Origin of the sequence: Fictibacillus aquaticus (assembly GCF_002245695.1) — a bacterium.
Taxonomy (GTDB): Bacteria; Bacillota; Bacilli; order Bacillales; family Fictibacillaceae; genus Fictibacillus; species Fictibacillus aquaticus.
The window spans coordinates 563,533-583,188 of record NZ_NOII01000003.1; the positions used below are offsets into that span (position 1 = coordinate 563,533).

The window sequence follows — 19,656 nt, forward strand, 5'->3', positions numbered from 1 at the left end:
TTACATTAACTGCATTATGCATACTTGTTATTAGGGGGTCGGCAAATCTTGTGAGAAGCAGGAGAACCATTAACCGCTCAAACCGTTGATGTATAAAATTTAATAGAGGGAGGAAAACATGTCAGTCATTCAAAAGGCATTTAAAATTATTGAGAAAAATAATGATGAAGCAGATTTTATTGGTCCAGTTTCTGTAGAAGAAATTAATAAGTGCCAAAATGATTTAGGGGTAAAGTTTCCTAAGAGTTATATTGAATTTCTATCTAAGTATGGGTTAGGTGATATATTTGGAGAGGAAATATATGGTTTAGGGGTAGAAGAGGTTGGACTCCCACATGTTAAATGGATAACTCTGGAGCTAAGAAAAGACAATTTGCCAAATCACCTTGTCCCTATATATAATACTGGCTATGATTTTGAGTATTATTGTTTAGACTGTTCCAAAATTAAAAATCAGGAAGATGATAATGCTCCTGTAGTTTTATTTACTAGTCACAATGAAACCGAACAAAAATATGAGTTAATAGAACCTGATTTTGGAACATTTCTTTACAAATTTTTAAAGGAAGCAATGGAATAAACTTAATTAATCTGTGGCTAAGGGCATTACTTTTTTAGGTAATGCCTTTAGCGCACACAGACGCGGGGACGGTTCTCGCGTTTCCTGTATCAATTCTCAGTGCAGAGATATTTCTTTAAAATACAGAGAATAGTAGCGAAACGCTCAAGGAAGATAGGACCCAAACAAGAAAAAAATGAAATCTGTACCATGCCTAATCCGTAAGCATTTGAATCATTAAAAAGGATTGAGCGTTTAGAGATGGCCATCACGTTAGCTGTCTTTTTGCTTTGCTGTACTAGCATTTCTTTTGATGTAACGAAAGGAAAGAAAAGATACTTCAATGAGTCGGGAAGAGGAAAGAACCTCCGCGTGTAGAATCAATATAGCAGCACGTCTGTTTCTTACGATAGCGAGGAGGAAGAGGATGAGCGTTCCAAGAGGGTATGCCCGGTTTGAAAGAAGAGGGGACCATGTTTTTCGGAAGCACACGTATCTGCAGTACGGCGATCAGCCAACGTCAATCGGGAGCTGCCTGCTGTTGAATCCGGGTTCGGCCGAAACACTTCATTCCGATACACATGAAGTGAATCTTGATGCAACGATGAAGCAGCTTGACTGTATCATTCAAGAAATTCACCGCGGCAAAGACATCAACGGACGTTTTACGGTGTACAACCTATTTCCGTTACAAAACAGCTCCTCCAAGCATGCAATTTTGACGATGGAAAACCTCATGATAAACCGTGCTCTCACATACGAAGATTGCCTCGTTAATGTGGAAGAGCTGAAACAGCACCCGTGGATCTTAATTGGCTGGGGTGTCATGCAGCATTCCAAATGGACTCACCTCCAAGAGCTTCGAACAAGGTGGATGAACACCATACAAGAAGCCGGTATCCAGCACTTCGGCAAACAAAAAACTCCCAAACGATATTATCACCCATGCCCTCAACTCTACAAAAACCGCTTAATGATGGTGAAGAACATACGTGAACTGTACGACGAGACGATTGGCGGCGGTGCGTTGGTGAACTGACGGCGTATTGTAATTTGATAGGATAGTCAAAAGCACCCTAATAACGGGTGTTTTTTTTATTCCTACACACGCCTCAACCCCTCCCTAATATAGTTATTGTTGTATTATTTTTGAAAATAGTTTAGTAATATTGAAAACAGGGGGGATGTTGTCGTGTTTTGTAATAAGTGTGGGAATCAATTAAGTGGTGATTCCGTTTTCTGCAGCAAATGCGGAACGAAAATAATAGATGTACATCATGAAAGTATGCGTGAACAGGCGGCTGAACGTGAGGCGATTGTCGTTGAGCCGTCACAAGAGGAGCGGCATAAGAGCCTGCTAACAGCATTTGTTGGCAAGAATGCTCATTTTTACATACCAAAATGGGAGAAAAGCAAAAGTCCGGCAGCACCAAGCTGGAACTGGGCATCGTTTTTCCTCACGCCGTTTTGGCTTGGATACAGAAAGATGTACGGTCATCTTGCACTTTATTGGTCTTTGGCGGGCTTGGTTGCTTTATTCACGATGGACGAGCTGATCATCAACGTACTGAGCCTGTTAATGGCCATGGTTTATGGACTATACGGAAATAAGCTTTACTACTGGAAAGCGGCTAAAGCGGTACGGAAAGTAGAAGGGTTTTCTTCAGATATAACGGCCACACAATTTGCTTTAAGCAAGCAAGGCGGTACGTCTAAACCAGGTGTGTTCATCTCGATTCTCAGCTTTATTGCAGCCATTGTACTCTTTGCCGCTGCCTTTATCTTTATGATGTCTGGAAAGGTGATTTTCGGGACAGGCATAGATGAAATAGGGGTTACGGGTATGAGCGAAACGTTTGAAAAAGGTGATGACATCTATTACGAATCCGATTTTGGCGGAGAGGCAGGCACGTCAATCATCGAGTTCTCCTTATTTAAAATCGAGGACAATAAGGAAGAAATCTATTATGAGTGGGAAGAAGAAATTGCACCCGATTGGGAAGGCTCCTTCAATCTGTTGGACGGCGAGAACGATGGCGATCCAGACCTTGAAAGAGGCGACTACATCCTTCGCGTTTCGAATGGGGAAGATATTATTAGTGAAGGTGAGTTTTCGGTTGAATAGTATTTAGGAGAAGCATGAGAAGCGTGGAAGATGATTCTCGTGCTTCTTTTTTTGTCCACAAATAAAAGTTTACAGTTAACTGAGACTGTTAACTATTGGGGTATTTTAGAAAAAATTGATATAATTAACTTAAATTTTAAAAAACAAACTATTGAGAGGTGACATATATGGAGGGTAAACAAGGTCAGAATAAAATTATTGAATTAGGTAATAGAGTAGGCGAAAAGGCTTCAGAAATTGGAAGTAAAATAAGCGAAACAGCAAAAATAACTTTTGATCATCTAAATTTTTTAAAGCATTTTACTGATTTAGATAAGGAAGTTTCCAAGAACGAAAAAGAAAAAGCAATTGCAATAATAAATGTTATCAAAGATATGAAAGATGATGAGACAAAAGCTGAAGCGTTAAAGGATTATATTGAGTCAAATAATCGTAAAGAAATAATTGAAAAGATAATTTACGCAATAAAATATTTATCAGGAGCAGCTGCTATAGTTGTTGTTGCTGTACTTTTGAAACAAAAAAGTGACCAATAATTACTCTCTACGTAGCAAGGGGAAGGTTTTCGCGTTTCCTTTTTAATATTCTTTGAAGTGTCAATTAACTCACGATATGAGATAAGGCGAAATTATTTGGAACTTAAGAAGTTATGCAAAGCGGGTCAGGGAAATAGAATTAGGATAATAGTTTATGAACAAGACACAACGTATTACAAGGTTGTGTCTTGTTCATTTTTTATAGCCAACAACAATAAAAGCGCCTTGCCAGGCTAATGGGAGAACGGTTCTCGCGCTTCTCAGTAACCCATTCAATAAACACTTACTTTTTACTACTTTTATATTTAAATATCGGTATATTTTGCCCATGCAAATCCTCCTTATAAATAGTTATTATTTTCTAGTGCCAATATGTATTGGTAACTTTGGAAAAGGCAGGGATTAGGGGAATGGGTTGGAAGGCGATTACACATGTTTTAGTGGCGTTTACTTTAGTTTTTAGCAGTATTCCTTTTTATAGTATTGATGTGGAGGCTGCTTCTGAAAAGAAGAAAGTGTCTTATCAAAACGTAATAAAAGAGGAAAAATTGAATGTACCTGAAGTTGCAAAGAAGCAAAAGAAAGAAAAGCGTGAAGCTCGTAAAGAGAAAGAAAAGGTAATTGATAACGGAGACGGGACATTTACAAAGCAAATTTATTCTGTTCCTGTTCATAAGAAAAATAGTAAGAAAGAATACGAGGATCTTTCATCATCTTTAGTTGAAGAAGGACAGGTTATTAAACCGAAAAAAACATTCATTGGATCTGAGTTTAAGAAAGAACTTCATAACAATAACTATGTTTCTTTTAAAGATGGGGAAGATTTTCTTTCATACAAACTTCTCGATGCATCGAGTGGAGAAAGTACTGTTCGACCATTAAAATCAAAAGCGTTGTTTCATGATAATTTCTTGACTTATGAAAATATATTTGCAGGTGTGGATCTTAGACATATTGTGTCGGATACGGCTGTGAAAGAAGATATTGTCCTTAACCAAAAAACGGATTTGAACACTTTCCGCTTTGAAATAAACACCAATTTAAATGCAGTTCTTCAAGAAGGTGGCTCTATATCTTTCTTAGATGATAAAGATGAAGAGAGATATATTCTCCCGAAACCGTTTATGGCTGACTCCAATATTAATAAAGAATCAGGCGAATCACAGCGGTCTGATAATGTCCATTTCGAAATAGAAAAGCAGAGCAAGTCTAAATATATTCTTACCTTAACAGCAGATAAGAACTGGCTGCTAGATTCTGAAAGGGTTTATCCCATCTATATAGACCCGACAACTAAGACAGCAGGAACAACTCAGGATACGTTTGTATCAGATGCCTATCCAACGACAAATTATGGTGCATTCTGGGATTCTTCCGCAGGATTTTACTCCTTAAAAGTTGGTAAATATGATGCAAGCTCTGGATTAAACTATGCTTATTTAAAACAAGATGTAACACCATTTCAATACAGTGTCATTGATTCAGCCACACTTAAACTGTACACGGGACATTCTTATTATCCGAGTACCGTAACAGGAGTATGGGCTGATGAAGCGGGCGGCAGCAGCTCTTGGACTGAAACGGGAATGACATGGAACAACAAGCCTCCTACTAAAACAGCTAACATTGCAAGTGATACAGTCTACAAAGGTCAATGGGCTGAACTTCCTGTTACGAACACAGTAAAGAACTGGGTAGAAGGAAAAAGCACAAACTATGGTTTTAAAATTCATACAAGCACGTTTGGAACGTCTTATTGGAAGAAATTTTATTCGTCGGAGAACAGTACAAATAAACCGTTTTTGTCGGTTACGTATCATTATCCAACAACAACAACTCCTGTCAGCACAGCTTTCACATATGGAAACTCTTCCAACACAGGCTATGTGGATTTAAAGTGGAATGCGGTATCAGGAGCAACTTCTTATAAAGTATTAATTTTTAATGGGAAAGTGTATGAAGAATTCCCAGTGGGCAATGTTACATCGTGGTCGACTAAAAATCAGAAAATATGGCCAACACCGGAACAAATTTCAGCTAATGGCTTTACTGGCTTAAATCATTCAAAAACAGGTATGGAACTTCCGATCGATCCTTCTTATGTGTACAAAGCGTCTGGCGGCGGAACGTATGATAGTAGGAAGAACTATGCGATGCGTGTTGTGGCTGTATTTGATGGCGGTGAAAGTGCTGCATCTGAAGCCGCTGTTCCTGTAATTCCTGTCATGAGCCAGCCGGCAACACCTACAGGAAAAGCCTTTTCAAATGGAAATGGAACAGGATATGTAGATGTTCATTGGAAAGCTGTTGCAGGGGCAACGGGTTATAAAGTTTGGTTTTTTAATGGTAAAGGGTATCAGTCCTTCGATGCTGGAAACAGCCTGTTTTGGACAAGTAAAGGAAAGAAAATCTATCCGACAGCAGTAAATCGTTATTGGTACCACACGGATAAGCTTGGCACAGAGCTTTCTGCAGACCCTTCTGTTTTATACAGATATGCCCAAAACACGACATATGCCAATAATAAAAACTATTGGATACTTGTAAGTGCCTACAATTCTCAAGGTGAAACCGTTCCTTCTGGGTCGTACAAGCCTGTGCTGCCAACCTTAAATTTACCTTCAACACCAACGGGCACGGCTTATTCAAATTACGACGGGACCGGTTATGTAGATGTCAACTGGACGCCAGTACTTGGAGCAGCTGGCTATAAAGTCTGGATTTTTAATGGTAAAGGAACATATGATTTCGGCAAAACACCGTATCAGTCGTTTGAAGTTGGCAACACAACGTCATGGAGCTCTAAAGGAAAAAAAATCTGGCCAACAAAAGAAGAGATTGCCGATGTTAATAATCCTGAAGGTTACTTGCTTCATACGGACGGATTAGGCGAAGAACTTCCAGCAGATCCTTCACCTGTTTATCGAAAAGCTGGAAGTACGACATACGCGAACCATAAAAATTACTGGATTGCCGTTAGTGCATATGACTCGTTGGGTGAAACTGCCATGTCAGCTACATTCAGGCCAACAATCCCAACGCCTCCAGAGGAAGCACTGAAAGAAGAACTCCTTGGGTTTGAAGATTACTTCACGTATGGATCACATGAGATGGGAACCGGATCGCTATCTGTTAACGTTACGACCGGTAATGCTGTTATGGAGGTTCCTGATCAGGAGATGTATACGAGGGGAGCATTAGGGTTTACTTTTACCCGGTTTTATAATTCTCGTTCAAATCGTTCTTCTGCACTAGGAAAAGGCTGGTCATTCACAGGAGGAGAACTGCTTAAAAAAATCGAAGCAAGCGGCTCTGAGCCTGCTAAAATAGTCTACTACGATGAAGATGGCACTCTTCATACCTTTACGTATGACAGTGGTACGAATAGTTACACATCTCCAAAAGGGAAATACTTAAATTTAACTTCTGAAACGATAAATGGAAATACGGCTTATCGCATAAAAGATAAGGACCAGTTTTCGAAGGTATTTGAAGTCTCTCCTAATAATGGGGAATATAGACTTTATTCTTATGAAGATTTTTATAAGAACACCATTCGGTTTATTTACAATACATCAAATGAATTAATAGAGATTAAAGAGGTCGATAGTGCGGGTAACAAGGTGAAGAACAGCCTTTCTTTGACTTACCAAAACGGGTTGTTAGATAACATCAACTATATCTCAAAAAATTACAAGTTTGATTATAATAACGGCAAATTGATCCGTTCAACGGTAACGGCTGACGGTTCATCTGAAAGTATTGTTAATGAGTTCGGATATACAGCTGATGGATTGCTTGAAACATTTAAAGATGGGGAAGGGAATGTCAATACAGTTACGTACGCTTCAAATCAAATTATGGTAGAAGAGCCTGCTACTGAAAATACACCTTCTGAGTCTAATACGTATACTTTTGATTTTGCAAACAACAATTACGCATCAAGTAATCAAGAAGGTACAGTCACAACTTATAAAAGAGATGTAATCAATAATACGTTTGCTGTAAATGAAACTTTAACAAATAACAACAATGCTAGTACGAAATTCATATTTGATAATCATTACAATGTCACGTCTATTGTAGAGAAAAAGGGTGATGCACCACTAAAAACTCAATCGAATACTTTTGACTCAAATGGAAACTTGGTGAAAAGTTTATTAGAAAATGGTACAGAGACACCTAAAGTTAGTGAATTTAAGTATGATACCCTTAATCGAGTTATTGAAAAAATTGATCCAGAGGGCGAGAAAACATCTATTACTTATAGTACTGATCAAAGAACGATAACCAGTAGTGTGGGTATTGATAAAACCATACACGAATTTGATGCGTATGGACGCCAAATAAAAGTCTTGTATCCGAATAATACTTTTGAAACAACGCAATTCATTGATTCGGAAAACAAAATTATCCAAACAGATAAAGACAATAACTCGATAACCAAAACCTATACTGATTATGGTAGTGAGAAAACAGTCACGGATAAAGAAGGAAGAACCCAGTCCTACTCGTATGATCCGCTTTTTACCGATCGTGTATTTTCAATAACGGATGGTCTGCAAAATAAAACATCATATGATTATGACAAAAACGGGAACATTGCTGCTATTACGAATGCTAAAGGAATCAAGAAAAGTTATCTTTATAACGACAATGATTTACTTACGGATATTGTCATGCCTATTAATGCAGACAACACTATGAGGTTCAATTATTCTTATGATCTTGCTGGTAATTTACAAGAAACTATTAAGAATTCTGGGATTTCTATTAAAAACGAATTAATTAATGAAGATCAAGTAAGCTCCATTAAAGTTTCCAAAGAATCCGAAACCTTGATGGAAACATCAATTACGTATACCGATGGTGGTAATGCACAATCAATTGTTCATAATGACATTTCAAATAACGTTCAGTCTCAAAAGAGTTTTGAATATTATGACAGTGATTTACTTAAGCAATTAAATCAAGACAAATTCCAAGTAAATTATCAGTATGATAACGTTGAGCGTCCTGTGGAAAAAAGTTTAAAGTATACAAGTGAGAATGAAGCGTGGAATGTCATTCAAGGAATAATGTACAACAATGAAGGAAGGGAGAACACTCTCTCAACTTTAATAAATGGACAGAATGCTTTAACTTATGATTATTCCTATGATTTACCAAATAATAAGGTGGAAATTAGCTTCAACAGTGGATTGATCAACAAGGAAATGAGCTTTAAAAATAGTAACGTAGTGGAATTTATTAAATATACAGCTAGTGATGCTATAACTCCTTATGCACAATTTGAGTATCGATATGACGGTTCTGGGAACATATTGAAAGAAATTAGTGGACAAGGAGAAACAACGTTTAGCTATGACGCTAACAATCAGCTAACGCAAGAGACATTAACCAATGGTTCCATTATTGCTTACGAATATGATTCAGTTGGCAATCGTAAAAAAACGACTCGCAATGGTGAAGAAAGTATTTTTACTTATAATGATGGAAACCAAATTGTCACAAAAAATGGAATTCAGTATTCTTATGACCTAGATGGCAATCTCATTCAGGATGAAAGATTCGGCTATGAATATAACGGACTGGGTCAACTGATAAAGGTTAACGATCTTCAAAATAATGAAGTTGCACGTTATGAATATGACGAAGAGGGTATGCGCACCAAAAAAATCTCCGGAAATGAAACTCGTGAATATTTATATGAAGCCGGATCTCTCTTTCTAGAGATCGTAAAGGATAGCAGCGGGATCAAGCAATATAAGTACTATCAGTGGGATACTTCTAGAATTCCACTGGGCATGGTCATAAGTGAAAAAGATGAAAATCTAGAGTGGAAAGAAAAAAAATATCATTTTATTACGAATCAGCGTGGAGATGTCATCCAAATTCTTGATAACTCACGAAACCAAGTAGGTTCTTACTCATATGATTCGTATGGAAATGTATTATCTGAAGATGGAGTGTTGGCGTCAGATAATACAATCCGCTATGCAGGATATTATTATGATGTTGAAACTAAACTTTATTACTTGCAAGCTAGATATTATAATCCAGATAACGGGTGCTTCTTATCCTATGACCCATTTCCTGGAGATGCAGATGACCCTATCTCCCAAAATGGATACACTTATGCAAACAATAACCCAGTTGTATATGTTGACCCTGATGGAGATTTCCCTTGGTGGATTCTGGCAAAATTTGCTTACGGTGGTGCTATGAATTCTTGGGATATTGTTTGGAATTTTTATAAGAAGAATGGACTTAAGTGGAGTAAATGGAGAAATAATTTTCCTTTAAGTAAATTCGGAAAAGCTTTTGTAGTCGGTGGAGTTACCGAAGTTTTAGGGATAAGCTGGACAAAAGCTTTGAAATACACGGGTGTATCCAACAGGGTGGTTCATGCTATTAACTTTATTAAAACTGAGTCACAAAAGTATCTTTATAACACTCTTTCAAGAGGAGAAAAACCAAATTTCTGGGATCTCATTACTCATATCAGAAATGCTAGATTGGGCAATTTTGGTACATTCCTCGATGTCTTATCTAAAATATAATCAAGTTTGGCAGTAGGAGAGTCCTAAATGAAAAAAAAATTAAGTTTTCTAGTCATCGTGCTTGTAGGAATTAGTATTTTAATATTAAACTTCCCTATCATTCACTTTCCTGTCAACATGCCGGAAAAATTCACAGGGATGGACTACAGACCGAAGTATATACCATTCCAAACAACGAATGAATATTCTACTATTATTTCTTGTGGGAGAAATTGTGTCGAAATTAACTATCATTATGAAAATAATGATTATCAACTTTCCATATTAGCAAGTGAAAAAGTAAGTTTCTCAAGTGAACCCATTTGGAATAAGGAAAATAGGGTCAAGGAAACAGATTATTACTTTATGAGAGACCCTAATTCACAACTTCTTGCTTGGGTAGATGAGAAGAGGGAAACTGAATTTTTCATCGAAAATAAAGGCAAGGTGCTTGAAAAAGAAACAATGATAAAAATCGCTCAATCTCTTAATGATTTACAGAAATAATTTGAAACTGGTTTATGTAACTTAAATGATTTAGAATATGAAACTAGAGCCACATCTCCATTTGAGATGTGGCTCTTTTATTTGCTAGGAAGGTAAATGCAAAAGGGAGAGCCACAAAATGATGATATGTTCTTACGCTCAAATCGGATTTCTATCGAATGGGTCATCCTCTTTTTGTTAAAGGTTACATCATAGGTGATATGAAAAATATAAAAGATAGCATGATATGACGATAATCGGGAGCACAATTGGTGTTCTTTTTTAATATGCTAGTACAAGGAGGTTAGTAGTTTGGGTTATAAAATTACGTATGACTATATACGAAAAGGAAATGCGCGGCCGGGCGATGCTCTGCGAGGTCCGCTTTTCGCAGTTGCGCATGACACAGGGAACCCGGGGTCCACAGCGCGTGAGAACCGGACTTATTTTGATACACAGCAGCCTTCTGCAAGTGCACATGTGTTCATTGATGACAAAGAGATTCTCGTCATCATTCCGTTGAACGAGAAAGCCTGGCACGTGCAGTATGATAAACCGAAAGATAATCAGCTCTTTGGCGACGATGCGAATGATGCAGCGATTGGAGTAGAGCTCTGCTGGGGCGGCGCGATCAATTTCCGAGAAGCTTACAAGCGCTATGTCTGGTTCTTCGCTTGGCTCTGTAAGAAGTACAAGTGGGATCCACTCAAGAAAATCGTCAGCCACAAAACACTAGATCCAGAGCGCCGATCAGATCCTGATAACGCTCTTAGCCAATACGGCAAAACATTTGCTCAGTTATTGAATGACGTGAAGAAGGAAATGGAGGCGGCCGATGTGCCAAAGGAAAAACCACAGGTGATCAGCCCGTTCGCACAGGATGCACATAAGTGGGTAACAGAAAACGGAATCTCAGACGGCAGCCGGCCGCAGGATGCCGTCACTCGCCAAGAAGCGTGGTACATGCTGCAAAAGGTGCATGAACACACAATCAGGGAAGTGCAGAAGCTTTTGGATGCAGCAAAGGAAGAGAACACTTAATCGCTGTCTTCTACTGATATTCAAGACACAGGGCACCATTATTACTTGCATGAAGTATTTCAAGTTAACCTTAAAAGAACCTGCTCATGTAGCAGGCTTTTTTTTATTTTCCGAGTAGAAAGAATAATGAAATAATTACCATTTATCGACAAAATATGGTATATTACTCCTAGAACAAATAGCCTACTTGGTTTTGAGAGGTTGGTCAGAGTTGAACCTAGATAGTCTGCACGAAAAAATTAACCACAAAATAGAAGAGTTACAAGAGCTTTCTGTAATGGTAGATCGATTGACAGATCCTCGAATGGTTACGTTAAGTCAGGAATTAGATCAGCTCATACTGGAATACCAGCATTTCCTTATATCTAAAAAAAGCCCATCTTCTTGAGAGTGGCTTTTTTTAGTTTTCTGAAAATTCCCTTATACAAATCGTAGTAACATGCTAAAATTGAAGTGATTTATTCAATAATTTTAGCAGGAGCTACTGATATGATACATACTAATGAAGGCAGAACAAAATTGTCATTGTGGTTAGACAAACAGGGACTGGATGTTGAATGGTTAATGACCAGAACCAAATTATCTAAAGAAATCATATTAAAGTCTGTGAAAGATAGTGATTACAGACCAAGTGGTTCAGCAATGCGAGTGATATTAAGCGTGCTCAAAGAAAAGCAGAGTACAGTAAAGTTAAGTGATTTCTGGGATGTATAAGTTCACACCATGAGACAGCGGAGGGAAGAATATGCGCAAGCTTACCAAGAACCAGCTGAAAATTATTGCCGCAATCAGCAGCTATATGGAGCAGCATCCGCATCCCCCGACGGTTAAGGTAATTACTGAGATAACCGGTCTCCCTTGTGAAAAAAGTGTTCAGAAGTATCTGGATCGCTTGAAGGCCAATGGTGTTGTTACATGGGAGAGAGGTAGATTGTCTACTTTGAAAATTATTGCGATTAATTTATAAATAATAAAAGACCACCTTATAGTGGCCATATAACAAGGAGTATGGGAACGGTTCGGTGGTTCTTGTGCTTCTTTTTTTATTAAGTTGCGACAGCTTCCATTATATACTTCGTTAGTTTATCTCTGATAGTTGAGCAGGAGAACAGTCACGATGCTTCTATCTATCGGCGAACAAATAAGTTAATCCATCCAAGTGTAGTTGCTTCATTAGCTTTTTGATAAGTAGCTTCTTGAAGTTGTTGCATTATTCTTAGTTCGTTAATTTGTTCTTCATGTCTAACCTCTTGTTCAAACAAGTTTATCGCTTCCTTCAAAGAATCTGCCCTTCCGTTCTTGAAGTAAGTTATAAAGCGGTCCAGAGCATATAAGTTTCTATAAGTCATTGGAACTAACGATTCTTTCTCTAATTTATCAAAGTAAAATTCTTTTTCACTAATAATCTTATTAATTCTGTTTCTGTTTTTATTTATTTTATTTTTATACAACTTGTTGTTAAGTCGATTAAATAAGATTGAATACAAAATTAAGCTACCGATAAATAATGGAGGAATTAATAAATCATTTGTTGGATCAAAGTCCAAGATCATGGATAATGGAGCAGTCACAATAGAATAAACAAAAACTATTAATATAAAGAAAATAAAAAATCCAATAATATGCAAGAACCACGGTAAGTTTAAGGGTTTGATATGATAAGAGTTTTATTCATTATGATTTTTAACTAATGAACTTACACTATCCTTCGTACTTATTAAGTTACTAATAATGTGATTTTTGTCGCTAAGAGTGCTAATTATTTCTGACATTCGATTACCTTCCTATTCTACTAATTAGTATTGTTTAAGAATTACACAAATATTATCGACAATATTTAACAATTTTTAAGGGCGTTAAAATCATAAATAAAAAATCCACCATACACATGTGTTGGTGGGTTTCACAATATAAAAACACTGTGAAATTATAGTTGTATTGACGAAGATGGAATCTACATACTGATTAATCGAAGTCTATAAGCTTCGTCGATGAAGGGTTTTATCTGTGCTAACTCCTCTACCCACTCGAGTCTGATATAGACTTCACCTTGAGTGAGCTTGGTGTTATCAGTAGATTGGTAGTTATGTTTAAGAAGTTCATCAATTTCTTTTTGCATTTGAATGGCTCGTTCAGTATGGAATTTATTTCCAAGATGGAGAACAAAGCATACTTTTCTGGCCACTGTGATTGTAGCGAATTTATAATTTCCTATTTTACTTATGTAGCCGATACAATCCGTCCTTTGTCCATTCTTATACCGCTCATGATAATCTTCAACTTCATTTTGATAAGGACTTTCAAAATAAAGATAATCATTTATTTCTCGCGCTAGTTCTCTTGCTTTTGAGGTTTTAAACAGCTGGTAAAAGAACTCGTTGGATTTTTTAGCATTCTTTGTTATCAAGAAGAATCCCCCTCTTTTTTATAGTGATTATACCAATTATTTACTTTGATTGTACCCTATAGAATTTTTCCGAACGGTTGTTTCCTCGCTTGGGAAGATTGGGAGTATAAGTACTTCATGAATAAAGTGTTATGGGACATTCTCCTTCTTGAATAGCTTTTAATGGGAGGGATGCTCATGAAAGAAACATTTGATTTGGACGTTGTTGAAGCAAGTGGGAAAGGATCAGAGGAATTAGTTAAGAAAACTAGTGAGCTTGCTAATGATATTAAGTCTCGAATTCAGAACGCTGATACGAAGGCAGTTTTGGTGGGCAGACTTGTAATGTTTGACACTCGTGGAAAAGTTAATACTCATTCTAGGATTAAGGTAATTAATCCAAAAAAACTTAATGATTATGTTCAAAGTATTCGACAGCCCATAATTCGAAAAAGGATACGTGGATTAGCTAAAGAGAAGTCTCTTAAGCAATCTGAAGTTAAAAAAATAACAAAACAGTATATAAAATTAAGAAGCCAAGCTAGCAAAGATGTAAATGAAATTAAGTTGGTTGAAGAAATAACTGAAAATGTGCATCAAGAAACTTTACTTGCAGATATGCTTTATAAATACGATAAACATCTTAAGCAATTATTCGATACTTTAAAAACAATGCAATGTTATGAAGAGATTTTTACAACCGAAAACCTCCGACATATTAGTAAGAATAACCGTTTGTTAGCTCGAGAATTAGAAAAATGGATTAATGATTGATGGCTGTAGAATCTCCCTTATTAGGGGGATTTTTTGATTTCAGCTAACCTGTGCTGGATGAAATGTAAAAATAGCATTTGGTTGTTTTTAACTGGATGATTTCTATTTTTGATAAATTTTTAATTTGCAAGTGATCTCTTGGACAATAAAAGCTGATGTACTCTTAATAAAATCCCTTTACATAAAATTAATTTTTTTACAATTTTTACTGTTTTTTTAGAAGAGATATATTAAACTTATTAAGGTTTCTTAGAATAAACAGACAGAAAAAGTTTGTGCATAGGGGAGTCATAATTATATGAAGTGGTTAAGGCTAATAGTTTTATTTTGTTTAGTATTGTCTCAATTACCGATTGCAACTGTGTTTGCGGGAGTTGATATCACTAATCCAGTGTTTGACAGTATAAGTCTAGACAAGAGAGAAGTTAAAGTTGGAGATACAATTAATTTCACAATAAAAGCAACCGATAGTGAATCCGGGTTGAAAGATAGTGGTTTTTTGTATTATAAAACTCCATTAACTGAAAAAAATCATTACATCAATATCAACTACAATACTGCAACGGGTAACTATGAAGGCTCATTAACCATGACAGAAGCTATGGAATCTGGGGAATGGAAAGTATCTTGGATTACAATTTATGATAATACTGAAAATCATACAACTGTTTATGGACCTTTGGAAAATAGTAACTTTACATTGTCAGAAACTACAACAGATACGAATAGACCTGTATTTAATGGAATTAATATAGATAAGACAGATGTACGTGTTGGAGATACTATTAATTTCATTATAAAAGCAACAGATATTGAATCTGGGCTAAAAAGTAGTGGCTACTTGTATTATAAAACACCTCTAACAGGCAAAAATCATTACATTAATATTAATTATAATGCTGGAACTGGTAACTATGAAGGTTCATTAACCATGACAGAAGCCATGGAATCTGGGGAATGGAAAGTATCTTGGATTACAATATACGATAATCTTGATAATATCACTACCATTTATGGACCAATTGATGGAGGGAATTTTAATTTAACAGGAACAAGTGCGGATATTAATAAACCTACTATTGAAAGTATAAGTCTCGACAAACAACATTTAAAAGTAGGTGATACCGTTCATTTTTCCATAAAAGCAATGGATAATGAATCTGGACTGAAAAGCTCAGGTTACTTATATTATGAGACTCCTTTAACAGGAAAGAAGCAATATATCAATATTAGCTATAATGCTACAACCGGAGCTTATGAAGGTTCTTTAAAAATGACAGAAACAATGGAACCAGGTATATGGGAAGTAGCTTGGATTACTATATATGATCATACAGAAAATAACACCACAGTTTATGGTCCTTTTGAAGGAACTAGCTTCACTCTAGAAGATTACACTAAAGATTTTATCAGCCCTTCTTTCAATGGAATGCATGTTGACAAAAAACTCTATGAAACTAACGCTTATGCAAAACTAACCGTTAATGCTATGGATAACACGATGGTTAAGAGTGTTCAAGTGAATTATTTGAAACCTATTACAGGTGAAACAGAGTCTATTATTTTATTAAAAGATGCAGATGAAACATTCACAGCAAATTATTACATACCCACTGATGCAGAATACGGAGAATGGAAGGTCTCTTCAGTAGAAGTAATAGATCTTAACAATAATACAACAACGATAACAAGCGGCTTAGAAACGGGAGATTTTACTGTCCTAAAACCTATTGCATCTCTAGGACACAAGTTTGTTATGAGTAACGAAACCTGGTCCTACCAAACGATTAACGGAGATGTATATATTGGACCTGAGGCTATATTAACAATTGATCAAAATGTAACAATTAATGGAAATGTTTATGTTCTAGGTGCGTTAAGAAGTTACGGAGGACTAACGGTAAATGGCGCCCTGAATGCTAGAAGTATTTCAATGGGCTACAAATTTTATTATTACAATGGTGATGCTACCTTCAGTGGCTCTAATTACGTAAATACAATGAGTGCCACATATTATCCATTAACTGAAGTACCAATGGAATTGTATGAAACGCCATTAATTAAAGAAGATGGAAGAATTGACATTTTGGGAGCAACGATACCAGTTGTTGATGTTTATCTGGATAATCAGAAGCTGAACGTAAAAAGTGATGGAACGTTTAGATTCACGGATTATTATATTGGTGATCGTAAGGAAATTACCTTTATGTTTGTTGATGTATTTGGAAAAACAACATATAAAAGCTACAAAGTCTATTCCAATGACAAGCCGGTTGTTTCGATTGATAAATCAGATGGCATTTATTTAGGAAACCAATACATTGAACTCTCGCTTTCTAAAGACGGAACCATTTACTATACGCTTGACGGAAGCGAACCTACAGCAAGCAGCACCGTCTATAGCAGCCCTATCACGTTAAATGATTCAACGGTTTTAAAATATATGGCTGAAGACGAAATTGGCAATAAGTCCGAAATCTATTCTAAGAATTTTGATTTGTTCTTTGTTAATGAAGTGACAAATGCGAGCAATACAGTTACGGGTAAAGGGCAGCCAGGATTAACTGTTAATTTTACCGTTAATGAACAGACGTACTCAGCAGTCATTAATGATTCAGGAACATTTAGGGTTGAGATTCCTAATCTTGAAGAAGTTAAGGATATCTCTGTTTCTGCTAGTGATGAACTAGGTAATGTAAGCAGCCCTTACGAAATTGGAGTCAAAGATGTTATAGCTCCAAAGGTTAGTGGAATTGAGCAAGCTGGAATTTATAACAACGACAAAATCATAACGTTCAATGAAGGAATTGCTACATTAAATAGTGCAGCAATAAATAGCGGTGATTCTGTTAAATACGATGGTAATTATATTCTTGTGGTAACAGACGATTCAGGAAATGAGACGACAGTTAATTTCACAATTGATAAAACAGCACCTGTTGTAAGTGGTGTTAAAAATGATGATGTTTATAACCAAGATGTAACTATCAACTTTAATGAAGGCAGTGCAAAAATAAATGGCGAAACGTTCACTAATGGAACAGTTGTTAAAGATGAAGGAGACTATTCTCTAGAAGTTACTGATCTCGCCGGCAACATTACCAATGTGAGCTTTACAATTGATAAAACTGCACCAGTTATTACTGGGGTGGAAAATAATAAATCCTATAATCAGGATGTATCTGTTCAATTTAACGAAGGTATAGCAACTCTAAATGGTATACCTTTTACTGAATCAATGATAACAGCAGAGGGAGATTATACGTTAAATGTAACCGATGCTGGAGGAAATAAAACAGAGGTAAGATTCGAGATTGATAAAACAGCTCCAAAGGTAAGTGGCGTTGAACATGGCGGTTTGTACAATAAAGATGTATCTATCTCTGTAAATGAAGGAACAGCTCATTTAAATGGAGCAACGTTTACTTCTGGAACAAAGGTTGATGAGGAAGGTACTTACACGCTGATAGTTACGGATAAAGCTGGAAACCAAACTACAGTAGAATTTACTATCGATAAAACTTCACCAATTGTGAGTGGTGTCAAAAACAATGAATCTTATAATAAAGAGGTTGTGATAACGTTTGAAGAAGGTACTGCTACACTTGATAGTGAAGTGTTCCTTTCTGAATCATCTGTGGAAGCCGAGGGCATTCATACTCTGGTAGTGATTGATGCAGCAGGTAACCAGACATCAGTAAGTTTTACTATCGATAAGACTGCACCTCAAGTAAGTGGTGTAGAAAATGAAGCTATGTACAATAAGGCTATTAGTCTTTCATTTAATGAAGGCACTGCTAAGCTGAATGGTGAAGTTGTTCTGTCTGGAACGGTCGTTCAAGCTGATGGATCTTATACCCTAGAGGTTATTGATGAGGCCGGAAATAAAACGGTTCTGACATTTATCATTGACCAAACGTCGCCTGTTGTGAGTGGAGTAATCGATAATGGAGTTTACAATCACAACGTTAAGATTACCTTTAACGAAGGTACTGCACTTTTAAATGGATTGCCGTATTTAAGCGGAACAGAGATTGATAGTGAAGGTGCTTATAAATTTGAAGTAACCGATCAAATTGGAAACAAATACGCTGCAGATTTTGTCATCGATAAAACACCTCCAGTTGTTAACGGAGTAGAAGATAATGCAGTTTATAACCAAGCAGTCGTTCTTACCTTTAATGAAGGAACTGCAACTTTAAATGCAGAGCCTTTTAAGAGCGAAACAAAGGTTGAAGCTGAAGGAACATATACACTAATTGTCATTGATCCTGCAGGGAATCAAGTATCGAATAGCTTCACGATTGATAAGACCGCACCAAACGTAATGGGTGCAGCGGATAATGGATTATATAATAAAGATGTCACGATTACTTTTAATGAAGGCACTGCAGAATTAAATGGAGCATTAATCTCAAGTGGGACTATAGTGAAAGGAGAAGGAACACACAAGTTAGTAGTGAGCGATAAGGCCGGGAACAAAACGGCGATACAATTCACTATAGATAAAACAGCTCCAGCAATAAGTGGAGTAGTTAATGGTAGTACTTATAATAAAGATGTGATGGCTGCATTTAGTGAAGGAACAGCTGTACTTAATGGGCGTACCTATAAAAGTGGTACTATCGTTAATGTGGCAGGTGTGTATACACTAGTTGTAACGGATGCATCAGGGAATAAAGCAACAGTAAAGTTTACGATTGATAAGAAAGCTCCAAATGTACCGGTGATTAACACGGTGTCAGATCAATCTACTGCTGTAAGCGGGAAAGCGGAAGCTAATTCAACAGTAAAGCTTTATATCTTCGGCAGATACCAAAAAAGTGTAACGGCAGATCGCTATGGTAATTATAAATTTGCAATTACAAAGCAAAAAGCAGGAACTTCTATTAAAGTAACTGCGACAGATAAAGCAGGTAACATCAGCAGTCCAAAAGAGGTAAAAGTTTTAGATAAAACACCGCCTGCTATCCCTACAGTCAATAAAGTCACCTATAAAACTACTACTATCACAGGCAAGGCCGAAAAAAGTGCCACCATCTATGTGTATAGAGGGACGACTTATTTAGGGAAAGCTATTGCGGATTCTAAGGGCGCTTTTAAGGTGAAAATTAAAGCGCAAAAGAAAGGCACATCGTTATCGGTTTATGCTAAAGATGCAGCTGGGAATAAGAGCGGGAAGCGGGCTGTGAAGGTTTATTAAATTC

At 36.7% G+C, this 19,656-nt stretch carries 13 protein-coding genes and 1 pseudogene; 12 read left to right on the plus strand and 2 right to left on the minus strand.

Annotated features, from left to right (window positions below):
• The first annotated feature begins 118 nt into the window (after positions 1 to 118).
• From CGZ90_RS13210 to CGZ90_RS13255, 10 genes and pseudogenes are all read left to right on the plus strand, one after another.
• Complete coding sequence (locus tag CGZ90_RS13210) at positions 119 to 580, plus strand: SMI1/KNR4 family protein (protein ID WP_094252967.1); 462 nt, start codon at positions 119 to 121, stop codon at positions 578 to 580.
• A gap of 406 nt (positions 581 to 986) precedes the next feature.
• Positions 987 to 1,598, plus strand: a complete 612-nt coding sequence (locus CGZ90_RS13215) for a hypothetical protein (RefSeq protein WP_094252968.1) — start codon at positions 987 to 989, stop codon at positions 1,596 to 1,598.
• A gap of 153 nt (positions 1,599 to 1,751) precedes the next feature.
• The gene (locus CGZ90_RS13220; RefSeq protein WP_094252969.1) at positions 1,752 to 2,684 is read left to right on the plus strand and encodes a DUF2628 domain-containing protein; all 933 of its coding nucleotides are present in this window, start codon (positions 1,752 to 1,754) and stop codon (positions 2,682 to 2,684) included.
• A 167-nt stretch (positions 2,685 to 2,851) separates the two neighbouring features.
• A complete protein-coding gene (locus tag CGZ90_RS13225; protein WP_094252970.1) occupies positions 2,852 to 3,220 on the plus strand; it encodes a hypothetical protein in 369 nt (122 codons plus the stop codon).
• 410 nt (positions 3,221 to 3,630) lie between these two features.
• Positions 3,631 to 9,783: a DNRLRE domain-containing protein gene (locus CGZ90_RS13230; protein WP_094252971.1), complete on the plus strand. Its 6,153-nt coding sequence runs from the start codon at positions 3,631 to 3,633 to the stop codon at positions 9,781 to 9,783.
• A 27-nt stretch (positions 9,784 to 9,810) separates the two neighbouring features.
• Positions 9,811 to 10,269 carry a hypothetical protein gene (locus tag CGZ90_RS13235; RefSeq protein WP_094252972.1) on the plus strand — a complete coding sequence of 153 codons (459 nt, stop codon included), beginning with the start codon at positions 9,811 to 9,813 and terminating at the stop codon, positions 10,267 to 10,269.
• A 291-nt stretch (positions 10,270 to 10,560) separates the two neighbouring features.
• Positions 10,561 to 11,061: pseudogene (locus tag CGZ90_RS13240) on the plus strand (peptidoglycan recognition protein family protein); the annotation flags it as partial.
• A gap of 439 nt (positions 11,062 to 11,500) precedes the next feature.
• On the plus strand, positions 11,501 to 11,677 hold the full coding sequence (locus CGZ90_RS21315; RefSeq protein ID WP_205727398.1) for a Spo0E family sporulation regulatory protein-aspartic acid phosphatase: 177 nt from the start codon (positions 11,501 to 11,503) through the stop codon (positions 11,675 to 11,677).
• Positions 11,678 to 11,778: 101 nt separating this feature from the next.
• Complete coding sequence (locus CGZ90_RS13250) at positions 11,779 to 12,003, plus strand: hypothetical protein (protein WP_094252975.1); 225 nt, start codon at positions 11,779 to 11,781, stop codon at positions 12,001 to 12,003.
• 31 nt (positions 12,004 to 12,034) lie between these two features.
• Positions 12,035 to 12,256: a LexA family protein gene (locus CGZ90_RS13255; protein WP_094252976.1), complete on the plus strand. Its 222-nt coding sequence runs from the start codon at positions 12,035 to 12,037 to the stop codon at positions 12,254 to 12,256.
• A gap of 160 nt (positions 12,257 to 12,416) precedes the next feature.
• Here CGZ90_RS13255 and CGZ90_RS13260 read toward each other — a convergent pair whose 3' ends face one another.
• Complete coding sequence (locus CGZ90_RS13260; protein WP_133063589.1) at positions 12,417 to 12,860, minus strand: hypothetical protein; 444 nt, start codon at positions 12,858 to 12,860, stop codon at positions 12,417 to 12,419.
• Between the two features lie 383 nt (positions 12,861 to 13,243).
• Positions 13,244 to 13,696 (minus strand): hypothetical protein, encoded by a 453-nt coding sequence (locus CGZ90_RS13265; protein WP_240515433.1) that lies wholly within the window; start codon positions 13,694 to 13,696, stop codon positions 13,244 to 13,246.
• A 177-nt stretch (positions 13,697 to 13,873) separates the two neighbouring features.
• Between CGZ90_RS13265 and CGZ90_RS13270 the strand changes: the two genes are divergently transcribed.
• Entirely contained in the window at positions 13,874 to 14,449 is a 576-nt protein-coding gene (locus CGZ90_RS13270; RefSeq protein ID WP_094252978.1) for a hypothetical protein, read from the plus strand.
• Between the two features lie 298 nt (positions 14,450 to 14,747).
• Positions 14,748 to 19,652: an Ig-like domain-containing protein gene (locus CGZ90_RS13275; RefSeq protein ID WP_094252979.1), complete on the plus strand. Its 4,905-nt coding sequence runs from the start codon at positions 14,748 to 14,750 to the stop codon at positions 19,650 to 19,652.
• Positions 19,653 to 19,656 lie beyond the last annotated feature (4 nt).

Bases quoted from the DNA above. Each gene is read 5' to 3' on its own strand.
- CGZ90_RS13210 (WP_094252967.1), top strand. From the start codon at position 119: ATGTCAGTCATTCAAAAGGCATTTAAAATTATTGAGAAAAATAATGAT.
- CGZ90_RS13270 (WP_094252978.1), top strand. From the start codon at position 13,874: ATGAAAGAAACATTTGATTTGGACGTTGTTGAAGCAAGTGGGAAAGGA.
- CGZ90_RS13255 (WP_094252976.1), top strand. From the start codon at position 12,035: ATGCGCAAGCTTACCAAGAACCAGCTGAAAATTATTGCCGCAATCAGC.
- CGZ90_RS13225 (WP_094252970.1), top strand. From the start codon at position 2,852: ATGGAGGGTAAACAAGGTCAGAATAAAATTATTGAATTAGGTAATAGA.
- CGZ90_RS13235 (WP_094252972.1), top strand. From the start codon at position 9,811: ATGAAAAAAAAATTAAGTTTTCTAGTCATCGTGCTTGTAGGAATTAGT.
- CGZ90_RS13230 (WP_094252971.1), top strand. From the start codon at position 3,631: ATGGGTTGGAAGGCGATTACACATGTTTTAGTGGCGTTTACTTTAGTT.
- CGZ90_RS13215 (WP_094252968.1), top strand. From the start codon at position 987: ATGAGCGTTCCAAGAGGGTATGCCCGGTTTGAAAGAAGAGGGGACCAT.
- CGZ90_RS13275 (WP_094252979.1), top strand. From the start codon at position 14,748: ATGAAGTGGTTAAGGCTAATAGTTTTATTTTGTTTAGTATTGTCTCAA.
- CGZ90_RS13250 (WP_094252975.1), top strand. From the start codon at position 11,779: ATGATACATACTAATGAAGGCAGAACAAAATTGTCATTGTGGTTAGAC.